Origin of the sequence: Streptomyces sp. NBC_00414 (genome assembly GCF_036038375.1) — a bacterium.
GTDB lineage: Bacteria > Actinomycetota > Actinomycetes > Streptomycetales > Streptomycetaceae > Streptomyces.
Genome location: NZ_CP107935.1, coordinates 5571739 through 5587670, shown reverse-complemented (window position 1 = coordinate 5587670; position 15932 = coordinate 5571739). Strand labels below are relative to the sequence as shown.

Below are 15932 nucleotides of genomic sequence, written 5' to 3'. Positions count from 1 at the left end.
TCATCGTCGGCCCCATCTTTCCAGACATGACCGGATGCTCCGGCCTCGGTGTTCGACCCTGTGGACAACTGATCACCCGGGACCGGGGTCAGACGAGACCCAGCTCGTCCTTGGAGTACGCGAAGAGGTACGGGACCCCGGCGGCTTCCTGGATCTTCTCCGCGGCGCCGGTGGCGCGGTCGACGATCGTCGCCACGCCCACGACCTCGGCGCCGGCCTCGCGCACGGCCTCGACGGCGGCGAGCGGGGAGCCGCCGGTGGTCGAGGTGTCCTCGACGACGAGTACGCGGCGGCCCGCGATCTCCGGGCCCTCGACCCTGCGCTGCAGGCCGTGCGCCTTGGCCTCCTTGCGGACGACGAAGGCGTCCAGGCGCCGGCCGCGCGCGGCGGCGGCGTGCAGCAGGGCCCCGGCCACCGGGTCGGCGCCCATGGTGAGGCCGCCGACCGCGTCGAAGTCCAGGTCCGCCGTCAGGTCGAGCAGCACCTGGCCGACCAGCGGGGCGGCCTCGCCGTCCAGGGTGATCCGTCGCAGGTCGACGTAGTAGTCGGCCTCGATCCCGGAGGAGAGGGTCACCTTGCCGTGGACCACGGCCTTGTCCTTGATCTGCTGCAGCAGCTCGCCGCGTGCGTCGTCGCTCATGCGGGTCAGCTTAGAGGCGGCGCCAGGTCCAGGTGGTCGCGGCTTCGAGGGGCTCGATGGGGGTGACCAGGCGGGGCAGGGTGTTGAGGCCGTTGGGCGGCCCGGTCTGCGGCTCCACGCACACCGCGGCCTCCTGCTCGTCGTACACGACGACCCACTGCTCGCGGCTGGCCACGTTCAGCTCCAGCCGGCCGGGCCAGGTGAGGGTGACGTCGACGCCGTCGGGCATCCCGAAGCAGTCGTCCCAGGGGCTCGGCCGCGGGTCGATCCGGCGGCCGGTCGGCAGGTGGTCGTCGCCGCGCTCCTCCTGCCAGGCGGCGCTGAAGTCGACGCGCACGCCTTCCTCCCCACCGAGGTCGCGGTTGAACCAGGGATGCCACCCGATCTGCGCCGGGAACGAATCGCCGTACGTCTCCACCGACATGGTGAGCGTCAGGGAGTCCTCGGTCAGCTTGACGACCTGGGTGACGCGGCCCGCGTACGGCCAGGGGTCGACGAGGTCGTACGTGATGACGGCCTCGTCGGCGCTCGTACGGGCCGTGCGCCAGGCTCCGTCGCGGGCGGTGCCGTGGATGGCGTGCGGTGGGGAGTTGAGGGGGAGCTGGTGGGGGGTGGCGCCGTTCAGGAAGCGGCCGTCCCTGGTGCGACCGCACCACGGGACCATGGGGAAGCAGCCGAACTTGGGGCCCTGGCGCAGCAGTTCGACGCCGCCGACTGTCAGTCCGCCGATTCGTCCGCCGTTGCCCGGCTGCACGGTCGCTTGCGCGTCGCCGGCGGTCAGCGTGATGTCTTCGTTACTCACGCGGGAGACCCTACGGGGTGCGGCCCGCGCACCGGGCCGCACCCCGCCTTCAGAGCCGCGAGGCCCCCACGCAGCACGCCCCCAGACCGTCCCTGCCGGCCGCGCAGTTCCCCGCGCCCCCAAAAGACGGCGTCCACGCGTCCGTCTCCTGCGGGCCGCCGGGGGCTGCCCCCCTTAAGGGGCGCGGGGAACGGCGCACTCACCCACAGCGCGCCCGCGGACCAAGGCGCCCCGGCCCCGCGCCGGCGGTCAGCGGCGTTTGCGGAGGGCCCGGCCCACCACGATCGCCGAGGCCAGGGCGAAGGCCGCCGCGGGCGCGGCCCAGCGAAGGGCCGCGCTGCCGCCCGCGGACTCGGGCGCCGGCACGGGCGCGTACCGGCCCCGAGGCGGCGCATGGTCGACCTCCTCCGCGCTGCGGCCGATCATCGTGCGCCGCGCGTGCGCCGCCTCGGCCGGTGCCCCCGGCGGCGAAGTCCCGTCGTCCTCGAAACCGCCGGCGAAGTCGCCCTCCGCGAACGGCACGTGCGAGGAGGGAGACTCCTCCACCGGCTCGGAGTCGGGGTCGGGCGCGGACTCGGCGAGCGTCTCTTCCGGCGACGACGGTCCCGTATCCGGAGCCGGAGCCGGATCCGGCGACGACGGCTCCGTCGCCAAGTGCTCCGCGAAGCGGTTCAGCAGGCGGGTCGTCGCCGACGCCACCTCGTCCGCCGGCAGATCGGTGACCCGGCCGTCGGCAGAAGCCGTACCGGTGAAGGTGAGGGTCGAGCCCCCCTCGGCCGGGCGGAGGGCCAGCGTGAGCGCGAGCTTCACCGAGCCCGTACCCCTGGCCTCCGTGGCGTCCGCCTCGACGGAGTACGAGCCGTCGTCCCGCGGAGAGACACCGAGCGTGCCGCGGTACGTGATGGAGTGCCCGCCGAAACGTACTTTCAGGCGGCCGGAGACGGGCGCCGTCCCCGCGTCCTGCTGGAGACCGGGCAGCGCCCGGGCCACCCGCGCGGGATCGGCGAGCGCCTCGCGCAGACGCTCGACGGGAACCGGAACGAACACCTCATGCTCCATGTCGGCCGAGCCTACCCAGCACCACCCGTACCGCACCCGTACATGCGGGGATTCCCCCGGATCCACCGCGGACGGACGCGCAGATGGACGCCCGGACGGACTCAGTCGGCGTATCTCGGGTGCACCAGTGTGGAGGGCGGGAGGCCGCCGAGCCGGGTGCGCTCCGCGGCGCGGACGCCCGCCTGGAGGGACGGCACGCCCGGCGCCCCCGCCGCCGTCCCGAGGCGCGGTCGCGTGCGCGAAGCGAGCACGTACCCCCAGTCGTGCGGGACCCGCGACCCGTCCGTCACCTCGGAGTCCCGGCCGCCGACGGAGTACGGCACGGTCCGCAGCCCGGCCGCCCGTACCGTCGCGTCGACGGTCCAGAAGGCCCGCGGCCGTGCCCCCACGGGCCCGGCGTGCACGACGAGCCGCCCTCCGTCGCTGAGCACCGCACGGGCCAGCCCGTAGAACTCCAGCGAGTACAGCTTCGTACTGGACGTGTTCTCGGGGTCGGGCAGATCGGAGACCACCACGTCGTACGCGTCCCGCGGGGCCTGCCGCAGCCACCCGAACGCGTCCGCGGCGACGACCCGCACCCGCGGATCCCCGTACGCGTGGCCGTTCAGCGTGGACAGCGCAGGATCCGTGCGCGCCAACTCCACGAACTCGGTGTCGAGTTCGACGACGTCGACATGCCGTACGCCCCGGTGCCGCAGCACCTCGCGCACGGCGAGCCCGTCGCCGCCGCCGAGGACGAGCACGCGCGCGTGGGGGCCGTTCATCGCGGGGTGGACGAGGGCTTCGTGGTAGCGGCGCTCGTCGCTGCCGCTGACCCTCAGCCGCCCGTCGAGGTAGAGGTCGAGACGGCGGCCGTCCGTGCCGCCGGTGAGGACGACGTCCTGGACGTCGGTGTGCATCGCCACCCGTACGTCCCTGCCGTACATGGCGTGCCGCGCGGACCGCTCGAAGTCGTCGACGAGGACGGCGGCCGAGGCGAGCAGTGCGAGGACGAGGAGGTTGGCGACGACCAGCAGCCAGCAGCCGCGCCGGGTCAGGTCCTGCCGGAACAGGCCCAGGACGAGCGCGCCGCCCGCGATCGCGTTGACCGTCCCGGTGATCAGGGTCGCGGTCAGCTGGCCGAGCAGGGGCAGGAGCAGGAAGGGGAAGGCGAGTCCGCCGGCCAGGGCGCCCACGTAGTCCGCGGCGAACAGGTCGGCGACCGCGCCGCCCGCGTCCTGCCGGCGCACGCGCTGGATCAGCTCCATCAGCAGCGGCACCTCGGCGCCGATGAGCAGGCCGATGGCGAGGGAGAAGGCGACAAGCAGATAACTGGAGCCGTCGGCCCAGGCGCCGCCCCAGTCACCGGTCCAGGCGAAGACGGCGTACAGGGCCATCGCGCTGCAGCCGCCGACCAGGGCGAGCAGGGCCTCCACGGCGCCGAAGCCGGCCGCGGCGCGACAGCGCAGCCGTTTGGCGAGGAGCGAGCCGATGCCCATCGCGAAGACCATCACGGACAGGACGACGGAGGCCTGGGTGATGGAGTCGCCGATCAAGTACGAGGCGAGGGCCACCAGTTCCAGTTCGTACACGAGTCCGCAGGCCGCGCAGACGAACACGCCGGTGAGGACGAGGAACCGCCCGGTGGCCGGCCTGACCGGCAGACGCGCCTGGCCCGCGCCGCGGCGGGGCGGCGGGGCCGTACCGGGCGGGGCGGGCGCGTGCGGCTCGATCACCCAGGGAACGCTACGTCACCGGTTCACTGCGTCCTGTCACCCACACGTGTGTAAATCCCGTCACCTGTGCATACTTCGGCCGTTTCGGGGACGCCCACCGCCGGGCGGACGGCGACCCCGGAGGCGACCGGGTCTAGAGGGGAGCCGGTACCCGTACCCCCACCTTCGTGCGGGTGGCGACGAGTTGGCCCTCCTGGGGGTAGGCGTGCCAGGTGCGCCAGTGGACTTGACCCTCGTGCCGCTGCGCGAGCATCGCGGTGAAGGCGTGGGGGCTGCCGGGGAAGACCCCCGCCAGTCCGTTCGGATGGTCGGCGACGAGGGCGAGCAACTCCTGGGCGCGGCCCGCGAATGATCCGCGCGACAGCGTCTCCACGCGCGCGGCGAACTCGTACTCCCAGTCGCCCACCCGCTTGGCGACGCCGAGCGGCAACGGTGTGCTGCTGCCGGCGATACAGGCGACGGTCTCCGAACAGCTGCCCCGCTCCTCCTCCAGGAGCACCTGGTGGGACGCGCCGAGCAGTCTCAACTGGAGCTTCGCCCCGGAGAGTTCGATGTCGAGTGTGGCGAGCGCGGGCAGCGGTTCGCGTCCGAGGGCCCAGGCGAGGTCGGCCGCGCGCGTGTCGGTGTAGGCGGTGTTGAGGGTCGTGAGCATGGGTCGGCTCCGCTGCACGCAAGGGTGGGGTCGGTCCGTCGCACCCCGGTCGGCGCCGGGCGGTGATCCGGGCCCGGTCGGCCAGGTCAGAAGAATGTTCCGGGGTCTGCGTCGGCGATACGAGGGAATCATGAACAGCGCGTCCGTCATAGCGTTTTTACCCAACTTCGTGGGGTTTCCATCCCCCCGAGGGCTCCACAGCTCAACTGTTCAATCAGAAATTGCGCCCTTAGCTCACACGTACGCCCTCACGCCCCCTCAACGACGAAGCGCCCGCCGGGAGATGACTCCCGGCGGGCGCTCCTCGGAACCGGACGGTCCGGACGCGGTCACCCCGCCCGGAACTCGGCTGTCGCCCGGAGCTCAGCTGCCCCGTGTCAGCTGCCTCCGCCGCAGCCGCCCCCTCCGCCACCGCCCCCGCAGGACGAACCGCCGCCGCAGGACGAACCCCCGCCACACGAGGAGTGGTGACCCGACGAGCCGCTGTCACCTCCGCCGACCGCTCCGCCGCTCGCCCACCAGCTGTCGCTGTTGCGGCGCGGACGCGCCCTGCCCCGACCGCGCCCCCGGCCGGCGGATGCGATCCGCGCGACCACGACCACCACGAACCCCACGACGAACAACGCCAGGATGATGCCGATGACCATGGCGCCACCCTCCTTCCGTTCCCCCGAAGCGGCCCCCCGTGGGCTCTGCTTCTCGTCTTGTCTGCTGTCGGCTGCTGCCTGTTTCCTGCCGTGATCCCTGCTGTGGTTATTGCTGTGCTTCGCGCCGCACACCCGGGTGACTTCCGGCGTGTGCTCCTTGCGTGGGAGGGGGATGCCCTCTGGCCTCGCGGGCCAAAGCAGAGTTGAGCAACTTCAGAGCCTTCTCCGCGGGCAACGGCCCCCGGCCCGCACAGAAGCGCGGGTCGGACCGGCTCGACCGTCAGCTGCCTACATCTCTGCGCGGCCCGCCGCATGAGCCTCGTGGTTCCCGCACTCCGCCGTGATCTCGGCCGTCGCCCGGGCCGCGGTGACGAAGTCGTCGACCAGCGGCGAGGTGCGCGATGCCGCCGTCGCGAGGCACACCTGGTCGGGCGCGAGTTCCGGGACGGGTACGTAGCTGATGTCCGGACGTGAGTGGAACACCGTCGACGAACGCCCCACGAACGAGATGCCCCGGCCGGCCGCGACGTGCTCGAGCTTCTCCTCCACGCCGCGCACCCGGAGCCCGGAGTCGGGGTGCGGGCGCCTGGTGGGGTGGGTGCTCGGGCCGGCATGCCAGACCAGCGGTTCACCGGCCAGGTCGGCCTCGGTGACCTCCTCCTTGCCGGCCAGCCGGTGGCCCGCGGGCAGCACCACCATGAGCGGCTCGGTGTAGAGCGGGGTCACGCGCAGGCCGGCCTCGTCGATGGGCAGCCGCACATAGCCGACGTCGATGCGGCCGTCGAGCAGCATCGGGGCCTGGTCGTCCCATTCGATCCGCTGTACGTCCACGACCACGTCCGGATGCCTGGCCTCGAACGCCTGGGCCGCCGGGATTACCGGGATACCGGTCCGGAAGCCGACCGCCAGCCGCCGGCTGCCGCGGGCGGCCACGGTCACCCGGCGGCGGACCGCGCCCGCGGAGGCGAGCAGCGGACCGGCGTCGGCCAGCAACTGCCGGCCCGCGTCGGTCAGCACCACGCCGTGGCGGTCCCTGGTGAACAGCGGGGCGCCGAGATCCTGTTCCAGCGCGCGGATCTGCCGGCTGAGCACCGGCTGCGCGATATGCAGCTCTTCGGCGGCGCGGCCGAAGTGCAGCTTTTCGGCGACGGCGAGGAAGTAGCGCAGTTTGCGCAGGTCCAGATCCATGGAACCTCCCGGCCCGGTGATGCCTTCAGGGTATCACCGGGACCAAAAGAGGTCTTGGACGCCCACTCAGGTAAATGACAGGCTCAATAGGTACCCGATGGGGCCGGAGCGAATTCGGCACAAGAATTCGGGGCGGAATTCAGAACAAGATTCCACCTCGGGAATCGGAAGCCGGACTTGACGGCGGGGCCCTGAATCAGAATTTACGTTTCATGCATCGAGGCAGGCAACCAATGAGCAGCATCAGCATCATCGGCGTGGGCAACATGGCCCGCACTCTGGCCGGCCGGGCACTCGCCGGCGGCAACGCCGTCGAGATCATCGGCCGCGACCCGGCCGGAACGAAGGAAGTGGCCGCCGCGCTCGGCGGCGCCACCGCCGGGACGGCCGGCGCCGCCCCGGCCGGGGACATCGTCGTCCTCGCCGTGCCGTACTCCGGCGCGTTGGCGGTGGTCGGCGAGTACGGGGACGCACTGCGCGGCAAGATCATCATCGACGTCACCAACCCCGTGTCCCCCGATCTCACGGGCCTTGTGACCCCCGACGGCAGTTCCGGCGCACAGGAGATCGCCGAGGCCGCCCCCGTCGGCACGCATGTCGTGAAGGCGTTCAACACGCTGTTCTCCAATGTGCTGGCCGCCGGCCCGGTCGAGGGCCGCCCGTTGGACGTGTTCATCGCCGGTGACGACCCGCAGGCGAAGGCACGCGTGTCGGCGTTCGCCGAGAGCCTGGGACTGCGCCCGCTGGACACCGGGCCGCTGCCGATGGCGCGGACGCTGGAGAGCGCCGGCCTGTTGATGCTGGGCCTCGTCGCCCATTCCATCAAGCACACCGACTTCTCCCTCGGCGTCAGCGTTCCCGGCTGAGCGCACCCGCCCCCACCACTTCTCGCGTCACATCGTTCACAAGGAGCAGCAGCGTGCGCGTTTTCGTCACTGGCGGGACCGGCCATTCCGGTTCGTACATCATTCCCGAGCTCGTCGCCGCCGGGCACGAGGTCACCGGTCTGGCCCGGTCGGACGCGGCCGCGGCGGCGGTGTCCGCGCTCGGCGCGAAGGTGCGTCGCGGTGACCTGGAGGATCTCGACGGGCTCAAGGAGGCGGCCGCGGATTCCGACGGCGTCGTCCACGTGGCGCACCGGCAGGACCTGCTTCCGTCCGGCGGGATCGACGCCGTGGCCGCCGCGGAGCTGCCGATCATGCTCGCGTACGGCGAGGCGCTGGAGGGGACCAGAAAGCCGCTGGTCGCGGCGGGGAGCATCGGCTCGCCGGGCAACCTGGGCCGGCCGGTCACCGAGGAGGACCCGGCCCTTCCCGGCGGCGACGAGCACAAGGGCACCCTGCGGGTTCGCAACGTCGTGGAGAGCGCCGTGATCGGCCTCGCCGAGCGGGGGGTGCGGTCCTCGGTCGTGCGGATCGCCAACATCGCGCACAGCACGACCGATCGGGCCGGCTTCCTGGTGCAGCTGATAGCGCTCGCGAAGGAGAAGGGCTTCGTCGGCTACCCCGGAGACGGCGCGAACCTGTGGAACGCCGTGCACGCCCGCGACGCCGCCTCCTTGTTCCGCCTGGCGCTGGAGAAAGGACCCGCCGGCACCTATTGGCACGCGGTCGGCGACGGGGCCGTTCCGCTCCGTGAGATCGCCGAGGCCATCGGCAGCCGTCTGGGCCTGCCCGTCGTGAGTGTTCCCGCGGACGTGCTCATGGTGCCGGGATATTTCGGATTCCTCGCGAACATGGTCACGCAGAATTACCCGGCGTCCAATCTCATCACCCGCCGGACCCTCGGCTGGGAACCCACTCGGCCCGGCCTGCTCGCCGATCTGGACAACGGCCATTACTTCCCCGCCGGCTGACGGCAGGGACCCGAATCTCGACGGGTCCGGCGAACCACAAGGGTCCGGCTCTTCTGAAAGGACGCCGCGGAACATGGCGACTGTGGGATTCATCGGAAGCGGAAACATCGGCAGTACCGTCGCGCGGCTCGCCGTCGAGGCCGGGCACCAGGTCGTGCTCAGCAACTCGCGCGGTCCCGGAACGCTCGCGGACACGGTCGCGGAACTGGGGCCGCGGGCGTCCGCGGCGACGAGCGAGGGGGCCGCGGCGGCCGGTGACATCGTCGTGGTCACGGTGCCGGTCAAGGCGTTCCCCGACCTGCCGGCCGGGCCACTGGCCGGGAAGACGGTCATCGACACGTGCAACTACGGCCCCGAGCGTGACGGGCACATCCCCGAGCTCGACAGCGAGTCGCTCACATCGAGCGAACTGCTGCTGCGGTACCTCCCGGGCGCCACGGTCGTGAAGGCGTTCAACAACATCTTCTTCAAGCACCTGCTGTCGCTCGCCCGCCCGGCGGGGGCGCCCGGCCGCTCGTACCTGCCGATCGCCGGGGACTCCGCGCAGGCGAAGGCGGCGGTGACCGAGTTCATCGGATCCCTCGGGTACGGCGTCGTGGACGCGGGCCCGCTGGCCGACGGCCGGCGGCAGGCGACGGGCACGCCGGTGTGGGGGACGCCGTACGGGCCGTACTCGGACGAGAAGGGCCGGCCGGCCGACGAGGAAGCCATCCGCGCGGCACTGGCCGCCGCGACGCGGTGACCGCGAGCCGGTGACCGCGAGCCGGCGGGCCCGGCCGTGAGCGTGAGTTGAGCTACTCCCGCGGTTGAGCGCAGGATGGCCGTCATGACCTCCAGTGCACGCCGCCCCCTCCTCAACCGCCGGCTCGCCGAGTTCGGCACCACGATCTTCGCCGAGATGTCGGCCCTGGCCCTGAGTACCGGCTCGATCAACCTCGGCCAGGGCTTCCCCGACACCGACGGCCCCGAGGAGGTCAGGGAGGCGGCCGTGCGGGCGCTGCGCGACGGCCGCGGCAACCAGTACCCGCCGGGGCCGGGCGTCCCGGAGCTGCGTACGGCGATCGCCGCGCACCAGGAGCGCCGGTACGGGCTGACGTACGACCCCGCGACCGAGGTGCTGGTCACGGCGGGCGCCACGGAGGCCATCGCGGCCACCCTGCTCGCCCTGCTGGAGCCCGGCGACGAGGTGATCGCCCTGGAGCCGTACTACGACTCGTACGCGGCCTGCATCGCGATGGCGGGCGGTACGCGCGTGCCGGTCACCCTGCGGCCTCACGAGGAGACCGGGGGCGACGGCGCCGTGCGGCGGCGGTTCCGGCTGGACCTGGACGAGCTGCGGGACGCGGTCACGGACAACACCCGGCTGCTGCTGATCAACACCCCGCACAACCCGACCGGCACGGTCCTCACCCGCGCGGAGCTCACCGCGATCGCCGAGCTGGCCGTCGAGCGGGATCTGCTGGTGGTCACGGACGAGGTGTACGAGCACCTGGTCTTCGGCGCGGCCGAGCACATCCCGCTCGCGACGCTGCCCGGGATGCGCGGGCGCACGATCACCATCGGGAGCGCGGGCAAGACCTTCTCGTTCACCGGCTGGAAGGTCGGCTGGGTGACCGCCTCACCCGATCTGGTGACGGCGGTGCGTTCCGCGAAGCAGTTCCTCACGTACGTGTCCTCCGGGCCCTTCCAGTACGCGGTCGCCGAGGCGCTGGCGCTGCCCGACACGTACTTCGACGCGTTCCGCGCGGACATGCTGGCCAAGCGGGACCTGCTGAGCGCGGGGCTCGCGGAGGCGGGTTTCGCGGTGTTCCGGCCGGCCGGGACGTACTTCGTCACCACCGACATCCGGCCGCTGGGCGAGAGCGACGGTTTCGCGTTCTGCCGGGCCCTGCCCGAGCGGGCCGGTGTCGTCGCGATCCCGAACGCGGTCTTCTACGACCACCGGGACGCCGGGGCGCCCTTCGTCCGCTTCGCGTTCTGCAAGCGGACATCGGTCCTGGAGGAAGCGGTGAGCCGGCTCAAGACGCTCGCCGCGTGAGGCGGGTCCGGCCCCGGTGGGGTGGGTGAGGCGGGTGGGGCGGGTGAGGTGCCGGGCTGTCACGGCGGCGCGCCGTACCTGTGGAAAAACGGGGTGAACCGGACCCGCTCGGCCGCGCGTTGCTCGCAAATGGCATGGATTGCCTTCAATGTTCTGATGTGACCCTCGCACGTACCCTCGCGCCCCCCACCGTCACGCCGCCCGCCGCCGAGCGCCCGGCACGGCGTCGCCAGGTCCCGGCCGCCACGATGGGCACGGCCCTCGGGCTGTTCATGGCCGCCCGGCTGCTGGGCGCCGCGGCCGTGGCCATGACCGCCCGGGCGGTCGGCGACCATCCGGTCCTGCTGCTCGGGCGGTCCTGGGACTCCATCTGGTATCTGCGGATCGCCGGGAACGGCTACGGGCGGAGCCTGCGCTTCCATCCCGATGTCGTCCACAGCGATCTGGCGTTCTTCCCGCTCTATCCGGGGCTGCTGCGGGCCGTCACCGAGCTGACCCCGCTCAGCGGCCCGGCGGCGGGCCTGCTGGTGTCGTGGACGGCCGCCGGGGTCGCCGCCTGCGGGATCTACGCGATCGGGGCTCGGCTGCACGACCGGGCGGTCGCCACCGCCCTCGTCCTCCTGTGGGGCCTGCTGCCGCACTCCGTCGTGCTGTCGATGGCGTACACGGAGCCGGTCCTCACCGCCTTCGCCGCCTGGTCGCTGTACGCCGTCCTCACCGACCGGTGGGTGTGGGCGGGCGCCCTCGCGGTGGGCGCGGGGCTGGCCCGGCCGAACGGGTTCGCGGTGGCCGCGGCGGTCCTCGCGGCGGCGGCGTACGAGTTCTGGAGGCGGCGCGGAAAAGTTACCCACAGGCTGTGGACGGGCGCGGCGCTCGCCCCGCTCGGCTGGGTCGCGTACGTGCTGTGGGTGGGGCGGCGGCAGGGTGATCCGCTCGGCGGGTACTTCGAGGTGCAGCGGCTGTGGGGCTCGCGCTTCGACTTCGGCCTCGGCTCGCTGCGCTTCGTCCGGCATCTGCTGCTGGAGGGCGACCTGCTCGTCTTCCCGATGTCGATGGTGATCGTGGCGGCGGCGCTGCTGCTGTACGGGCTGCTGCTCGCGGACCGCGCTCCCGTGCCGCTGCTGGCCTACACGGGCGTGCTGCTGTTCGTGGCGGCCGGCGGCGCCGGATTCTTCGAGTGCAAGCCGCGGTTCCTGCTGCCGGCGTTCCCGCTGCTGCTGCCGCTGGCGTGCGCGCTGGTGCGGACGGCAAAAGCCCGGCCCTGGCACGCGACCCTGGTGGTCGGCGCCCTGGCCGGGCTCTCGTTCGCATACGGGGCGTATCTGGTCGTACTCGCCCACAAGCCGCTGTGACGACAGCCGCTGTGCGGACTACTCGTCCTCTTCGGGCTTCTCGGCCTCGTCGATCTCCTGCTCCAGGCCGAGCTGCTCGACGAGCCACTTGTCGAACTCGATGGCGGCCCGCACCCAGCTGACCGTCGACGACACGAAGTGCTCCAGGCTGACGCCCGTGCCGATGAGCATCTGCGCCTCGCCGATCAGGCGGACGGTGCCGTCGTCGTGCGTGTGGCTGTAGACCTTGGGCCACAGCGTGCGCCGGTTCCAGTCGTCGATCGATTCGAGCAGCTGGTGCTTCTCGTCGATCTGGTGCGGCCGGTCGTAGAACGTCCGCACCGAGAAGACCTGCTGGTCGTCCTCACCACGGAACATGAAGTACGTACGGAACTGCTCCCACGGCGCCGCGAGGTCACCCTCGTCGTCGACGACATACTTCAGCTCCATCTGGTCCAGGAGCTGCTTCACAAGGTCCTGATCCGGGACGACGGGGCCCGCCGGTCCGCCGGGGTTCGGCTCTGGCTGGCCCCCGAAGTTCGGAATCGAGGACGGGTCGATGCTCACCGTGATTTTCCCTTCGTACGGATTCCGCCATCCTCTCCCATCCGGGGCGGGGGCCCGCAACCCCCGCCCCCGCCGGTGACGGAATTCCGCTCAGAGCGTTTTGCCCGGCGCCGGACCGCTCGCCGGGCCCTCCGCCGCGACCGTCACGGGTCCCGTCGCGGGCCCGACGATCAGGCCGTCGCCGAAGACGTCCACACGGACCGTGTCGCCGTCCTTGACCTCGCCGGAGAGGATCTCCTTGGCGAGCCGGTCGCCGATGGAGGTCTGGACGAGTCGGCGCAGGGGGCGGGCCCCGTACGCCGGGTCGTTGCCCTCGTCCGCGAGCCAGGCCAGGGCCTCGTCGGTGATCTCCAGGGTGAGCCGGCGCTCGGCGAGCCGCTTCGAGAGGCGGCCGACCTGGAGCCTGGCGATGCGCTCCAGTTCCGTCTTGTTCAGCGCCGAGAAGACCACCAGGTCGTCGAGCCGGTTGAGGAACTCCGGCTTGAACGAGGCCCTCACCACCTCCAAAACCTGTTCCTTCTTCTCCTGCTCGCTCGTCAGCGGTTCGACCAGGTACTGGCTGCCCAGGTTCGAGGTGAGGACCAGGATGGTGTTGCGGAAGTCGACGGTCCGGCCCTGGCCGTCGGTGAGACGGCCGTCGTCCAGGACCTGGAGCAGGACGTCGAAGACCTCCGGGTGGGCCTTCTCCACCTCGTCCAGGAGCACGACGCTGTACGGGCGCCGACGGACCGCCTCGGTGAGCTGGCCGCCCTCCTCGTAGCCGATGTAGCCGGGAGGCGCGCCCAGCAGACGGGCCACGCTGTGCTTCTCGCCGTACTCCGACATGTCGATGCGGATCATGGCCCGCTCGTCGTCGAAGAGGAAGTCCGCGAGAGCCTTGGCCAGCTCGGTCTTGCCGACGCCGGTCGGGCCGAGGAAGAGGAACGAGCCGGTCGGGCGGTCCGGGTCGGAGATGCCCGCGCGGGTCCGGCGCACGGCGTCCGACACGGCCTGCACGGCCTCGTTCTGGCCGATCAGACGGCGGCCCAGCTCCTCCTCCATGCGCAGGAGCTTCTGCGTCTCGCCCTCCAGGAGGCGGCCCGCGGGGATGCCGGTCCAGGCGCCGACCACGTCCGCGATGTCGTCCGGGCCGACCTCCTCCTTCACCATCGTGCCCTTGGCGGCCTCCACCTCGGCCTCGGAGGCCTCCTCCAGGTCCCTCTCCAGGGTGGGGATCTCGCCGTAGAGCAGCTTGGAGGCGGTGTCGAAGTCGCCGTCGCGCTGGGCCCGCTCGGCCTGGCCGCGCAGTTCGTCGAGCTTCTCCTTCAGCTCACCGACCCGGTTGAGGGACTGCTTCTCCTTCTCCCAGCGGGCGGTGAGACCGCGCAGCTCCTCCTCCTTGTCGGCGAGGTCGCGGCGCAGCTTCTCAAGACGCTGCTTGGAGGCCGCGTCGGTCTCCTTGTCGAGCGCCAGCTCCTCCATGCGCAGCCGGTCGACGACGCGCTGGAGCTCGTCGATCTCGACGGGTGAGGAGTCGATCTCCATGCGCAGCCGGGACGCGGACTCGTCGACGAGGTCGATGGCCTTGTCGGGCAGGAAGCGGGAGGTGATGTACCGGTCGGAGAGGGTCGCGGCGGCGACGAGCGCGCTGTCCGCGATCACGACCTTGTGGTGTGCCTCGTACCGTCCCTTGAGTCCGCGCAGGATGGCGATGGTGTCCTCGACGGACGGCTCGGCGACCAGCACCTGCTGGAAGCGCCGCTCCAGCGCCGGGTCCTTCTCGATGCGCTCGCGGTACTCGTCGAGGGTGGTGGCGCCGACCATGCGCAGCTCGCCGCGGGCGAGCATGGGCTTCAGCATGTTTCCGGCGTCCATGGCCGAATCACCGCCCGCGCCCGCGCCCACGACGGTGTGCAGTTCGTCGATGAAGGTGATGATCTGCCCGTCGGAGTCCTTGATCTCCGCGAGCACGGTCTTCAGGCGTTCCTCGAACTCACCGCGGTACTTGGCCCCGGCCACCATCGCGCCCAGGTCGAGCGAGACGAGCCGCTTGTTCTTGAGGGACTCGGGCACGTCGCCCTTGACGATCCGCTGGGCGAGGCCTTCCACCACGGCGGTCTTGCCGACGCCGGGCTCCCCGATGAGGACGGGGTTGTTCTTGGTGCGCCGGGACAGGACCTGGACGACGCGACGGATCTCCTGGTCGCGGCCGATGACCGGGTCGAGCTTGCCCTCACGCGCCGCGGCGGTGAAGTCGGTACCGAACTTTTCGAGTGCCTTGTACTGGCCCTCGGGATCCGGGGTGGTCACCCGGCGCCCTCCCCTGCTCTTCTCGAACGCGTCCAGCAGCTTCTTGGCGCTGGCCCCCTGCTGGGAGAGTATGTCGCCGACCTGGCCGCCCTTGGCCGCGATCGCGATGAGCATGTGCTCGGTGGAGAGGTACTCGTCCCCGAGCTCCTTGGCCCGCTCCGACGCGTCGGCGATGACGGCGAGCAGCTCGCGGTTGGGCTGCGGCGGGGCGACGGTGGAACCGGTCACGCTGGGCAGCGCGCTCAGGACGCGCTCGGCACCGGCCCGTACGGCGGCCTGGTCGGCCTCGACCGCGGCCAGCAGATCGGTGATGTTCTCGTTCTCCTGCCCGGCCAGCAGCGCGAGCAGCAGGTGCGCGGGGGTCAGGTCCGGGTGGCCCTCGGACACGGCCCGACTGCTGGCCGCGTTGATCGCGTCCCGGCTCCTGTTGGTCAGCTCGGCGTCCACGTTCGCGTTCTCCTCCTCGTACTCACGCTCGTACTCACTCGTACCCGTACTCGTGCCTGTGCTCGCGCCCGTACTCCGGCGTGCCGCACCGGTGTCGGCCGGCGGTACTGGCTGACCCGACCAACGTACACAAAGTTGAGTCTATTCCACTCAAGGGGGTTGGGGGAGACGTCCGGCCGGGTTCCGGGTACCGGAGGGGCGGGCACGTATGCCACCGGTACGGGGGTTAGGTTCCGGACCATGGCCTCGCACCCCGTGAACCCCCTTGATCCCGACGACTCCTACCTCACCTTCTGGCGGGAACGTCACGTGTGCACCCTGAGCACCCTCCGTCCCGACGGCACCCCTCATGTGGTGCCGGTCGGCGTTACATACGATCCCGAGGCCGGTCTGGCGCGGGTCATCGCCAACAAGGCCAGCAGGAAGGTGCGCAACGTGGTGGCCGCCGGACCCGACGGGATGCCGGTCGCCGTCTGCCAGGTGGACGGGCGCCGGTGGGCGACGCTGGAAGGGCGCGCGACGGTGTCCGGGGATCCCGAACGGGTCGCGGAGGCGGTGCGCCGCTACGCCGAGCGCTACAGCAGGACGCCGTCGCCCAATCCGGCCCGGGTGGTCATCGAGATCGCCCTGACGTCGGGCATGGGCAACTACTGACTCGGCCGGTTTCAACCCTTGCGGAACGGCGGGCGCAGCCTGAAACAT

15 protein-coding genes are annotated in these 15932 nt (G+C 71.6%); 6 read left to right on the top strand and 9 right to left on the bottom strand.

Features of this window, described 5'->3' with window-relative positions:
• Nucleotides 1–88 precede the first annotated feature (88 nt).
• The 7 genes from pyrE to OHS59_RS24230 form a co-directional block, all read right to left on the bottom strand.
• On the bottom strand, nucleotides 89–640 hold the full coding sequence (pyrE, locus tag OHS59_RS24260; protein ID WP_328495510.1) for an orotate phosphoribosyltransferase: 552 nt from the start codon (nucleotides 638–640) through the stop codon (nucleotides 89–91).
• 10 nt (nucleotides 641–650) lie between these two features.
• Complete coding sequence (locus OHS59_RS24255) at nucleotides 651–1442, bottom strand: aldose epimerase family protein (RefSeq protein WP_328495509.1); 792 nt, start codon at nucleotides 1440–1442, stop codon at nucleotides 651–653.
• Nucleotides 1443–1691: 249 nt separating this feature from the next.
• On the bottom strand, nucleotides 1692–2501 hold the full coding sequence (locus OHS59_RS24250; protein ID WP_328495508.1) for an SRPBCC family protein: 810 nt from the start codon (nucleotides 2499–2501) through the stop codon (nucleotides 1692–1694).
• Between the two features lie 101 nt (nucleotides 2502–2602).
• Nucleotides 2603–4216, bottom strand: a complete 1614-nt coding sequence (locus tag OHS59_RS24245; protein ID WP_328495507.1) for a polyamine aminopropyltransferase — start codon at nucleotides 4214–4216, stop codon at nucleotides 2603–2605.
• Nucleotides 4217–4349: 133 nt separating this feature from the next.
• The gene (locus tag OHS59_RS24240) at nucleotides 4350–4868 is read right to left on the bottom strand and encodes a DUF2617 family protein (protein ID WP_328495506.1); all 519 of its coding nucleotides are present in this window, start codon (nucleotides 4866–4868) and stop codon (nucleotides 4350–4352) included.
• Nucleotides 4869–5245: 377 nt separating this feature from the next.
• Nucleotides 5246–5515: a hypothetical protein gene (locus tag OHS59_RS24235; protein ID WP_328495505.1), complete on the bottom strand. Its 270-nt coding sequence runs from the start codon at nucleotides 5513–5515 to the stop codon at nucleotides 5246–5248.
• A 288-nt stretch (nucleotides 5516–5803) separates the two neighbouring features.
• Nucleotides 5804–6703 (bottom strand): LysR family transcriptional regulator, encoded by a 900-nt coding sequence (locus OHS59_RS24230; RefSeq protein ID WP_328495504.1) that lies wholly within the window; start codon nucleotides 6701–6703, stop codon nucleotides 5804–5806.
• A 233-nt stretch (nucleotides 6704–6936) separates the two neighbouring features.
• On the opposite strand from OHS59_RS24230, the gene OHS59_RS24225 reads away from it, so the two are divergent.
• From OHS59_RS24225 to OHS59_RS24205, 5 genes are all read left to right on the top strand, one after another.
• Nucleotides 6937–7569, top strand: a complete 633-nt coding sequence (locus OHS59_RS24225; protein ID WP_328495503.1) for an NADPH-dependent F420 reductase — start codon at nucleotides 6937–6939, stop codon at nucleotides 7567–7569.
• 53 nt (nucleotides 7570–7622) lie between these two features.
• Complete coding sequence (locus tag OHS59_RS24220; protein ID WP_328495502.1) at nucleotides 7623–8558, top strand: SDR family oxidoreductase; 936 nt, start codon at nucleotides 7623–7625, stop codon at nucleotides 8556–8558.
• Nucleotides 8559–8631: 73 nt separating this feature from the next.
• Entirely contained in the window at nucleotides 8632–9300 is a 669-nt protein-coding gene (locus OHS59_RS24215; protein ID WP_443061489.1) for an NADPH-dependent F420 reductase, read from the top strand.
• Between the two features lie 75 nt (nucleotides 9301–9375).
• Nucleotides 9376–10596: a pyridoxal phosphate-dependent aminotransferase gene (locus OHS59_RS24210; protein ID WP_328495501.1), complete on the top strand. Its 1221-nt coding sequence runs from the start codon at nucleotides 9376–9378 to the stop codon at nucleotides 10594–10596.
• Between the two features lie 158 nt (nucleotides 10597–10754).
• Entirely contained in the window at nucleotides 10755–11948 is a 1194-nt protein-coding gene (locus OHS59_RS24205) for a hypothetical protein (protein WP_443061488.1), read from the top strand.
• Nucleotides 11949–11966: 18 nt separating this feature from the next.
• On the opposite strand, the gene OHS59_RS24200 is transcribed toward OHS59_RS24205, so the two are convergent.
• Nucleotides 11967–12494, bottom strand: a complete 528-nt coding sequence (locus OHS59_RS24200) for a YbjN domain-containing protein (protein ID WP_328495500.1) — start codon at nucleotides 12492–12494, stop codon at nucleotides 11967–11969.
• Nucleotides 12495–12584: 90 nt separating this feature from the next.
• Nucleotides 12585–15230, bottom strand: coding sequence for an ATP-dependent chaperone ClpB (gene clpB, locus OHS59_RS24195; protein ID WP_328495499.1), 2646 nt, complete (start codon nucleotides 15228–15230; stop codon nucleotides 12585–12587).
• 240 nt (nucleotides 15231–15470) lie between these two features.
• Here clpB and OHS59_RS24190 point away from each other — a divergent pair, with 240 nt between their 5' ends.
• Nucleotides 15471–15884 carry a pyridoxamine 5'-phosphate oxidase family protein gene (locus tag OHS59_RS24190; RefSeq protein WP_328495498.1) on the top strand — a complete coding sequence of 138 codons (414 nt, stop codon included), beginning with the start codon at nucleotides 15471–15473 and terminating at the stop codon, nucleotides 15882–15884.
• Nucleotides 15885–15932 lie beyond the last annotated feature (48 nt).

Coding starts and splice junctions, on each gene's coding strand:
- pyrE (WP_328495510.1), bottom strand. CDS start 640: ATGAGCGACGACGCACGCGGCGAGCTGCTGCAGCAGATCAAGGACAAG.
- OHS59_RS24250 (WP_328495508.1), bottom strand. CDS start 2,501: ATGGAGCATGAGGTGTTCGTTCCGGTTCCCGTCGAGCGTCTGCGCGAG.
- OHS59_RS24240 (WP_328495506.1), bottom strand. CDS start 4,868: ATGCTCACGACCCTCAACACCGCCTACACCGACACGCGCGCGGCCGAC.
- OHS59_RS24235 (WP_328495505.1), bottom strand. CDS start 5,515: ATGGTCATCGGCATCATCCTGGCGTTGTTCGTCGTGGGGTTCGTGGTG.
- OHS59_RS24230 (WP_328495504.1), bottom strand. CDS start 6,703: ATGGATCTGGACCTGCGCAAACTGCGCTACTTCCTCGCCGTCGCCGAA.
- OHS59_RS24225 (WP_328495503.1), top strand. CDS start 6,937: ATGAGCAGCATCAGCATCATCGGCGTGGGCAACATGGCCCGCACTCTG.
- OHS59_RS24215 (WP_443061489.1), top strand. CDS start 8,632: ATGGCGACTGTGGGATTCATCGGAAGCGGAAACATCGGCAGTACCGTC.
- OHS59_RS24210 (WP_328495501.1), top strand. CDS start 9,376: ATGGCCGTCATGACCTCCAGTGCACGCCGCCCCCTCCTCAACCGCCGG.
- OHS59_RS24190 (WP_328495498.1), top strand. CDS start 15,471: ATGGCCTCGCACCCCGTGAACCCCCTTGATCCCGACGACTCCTACCTC.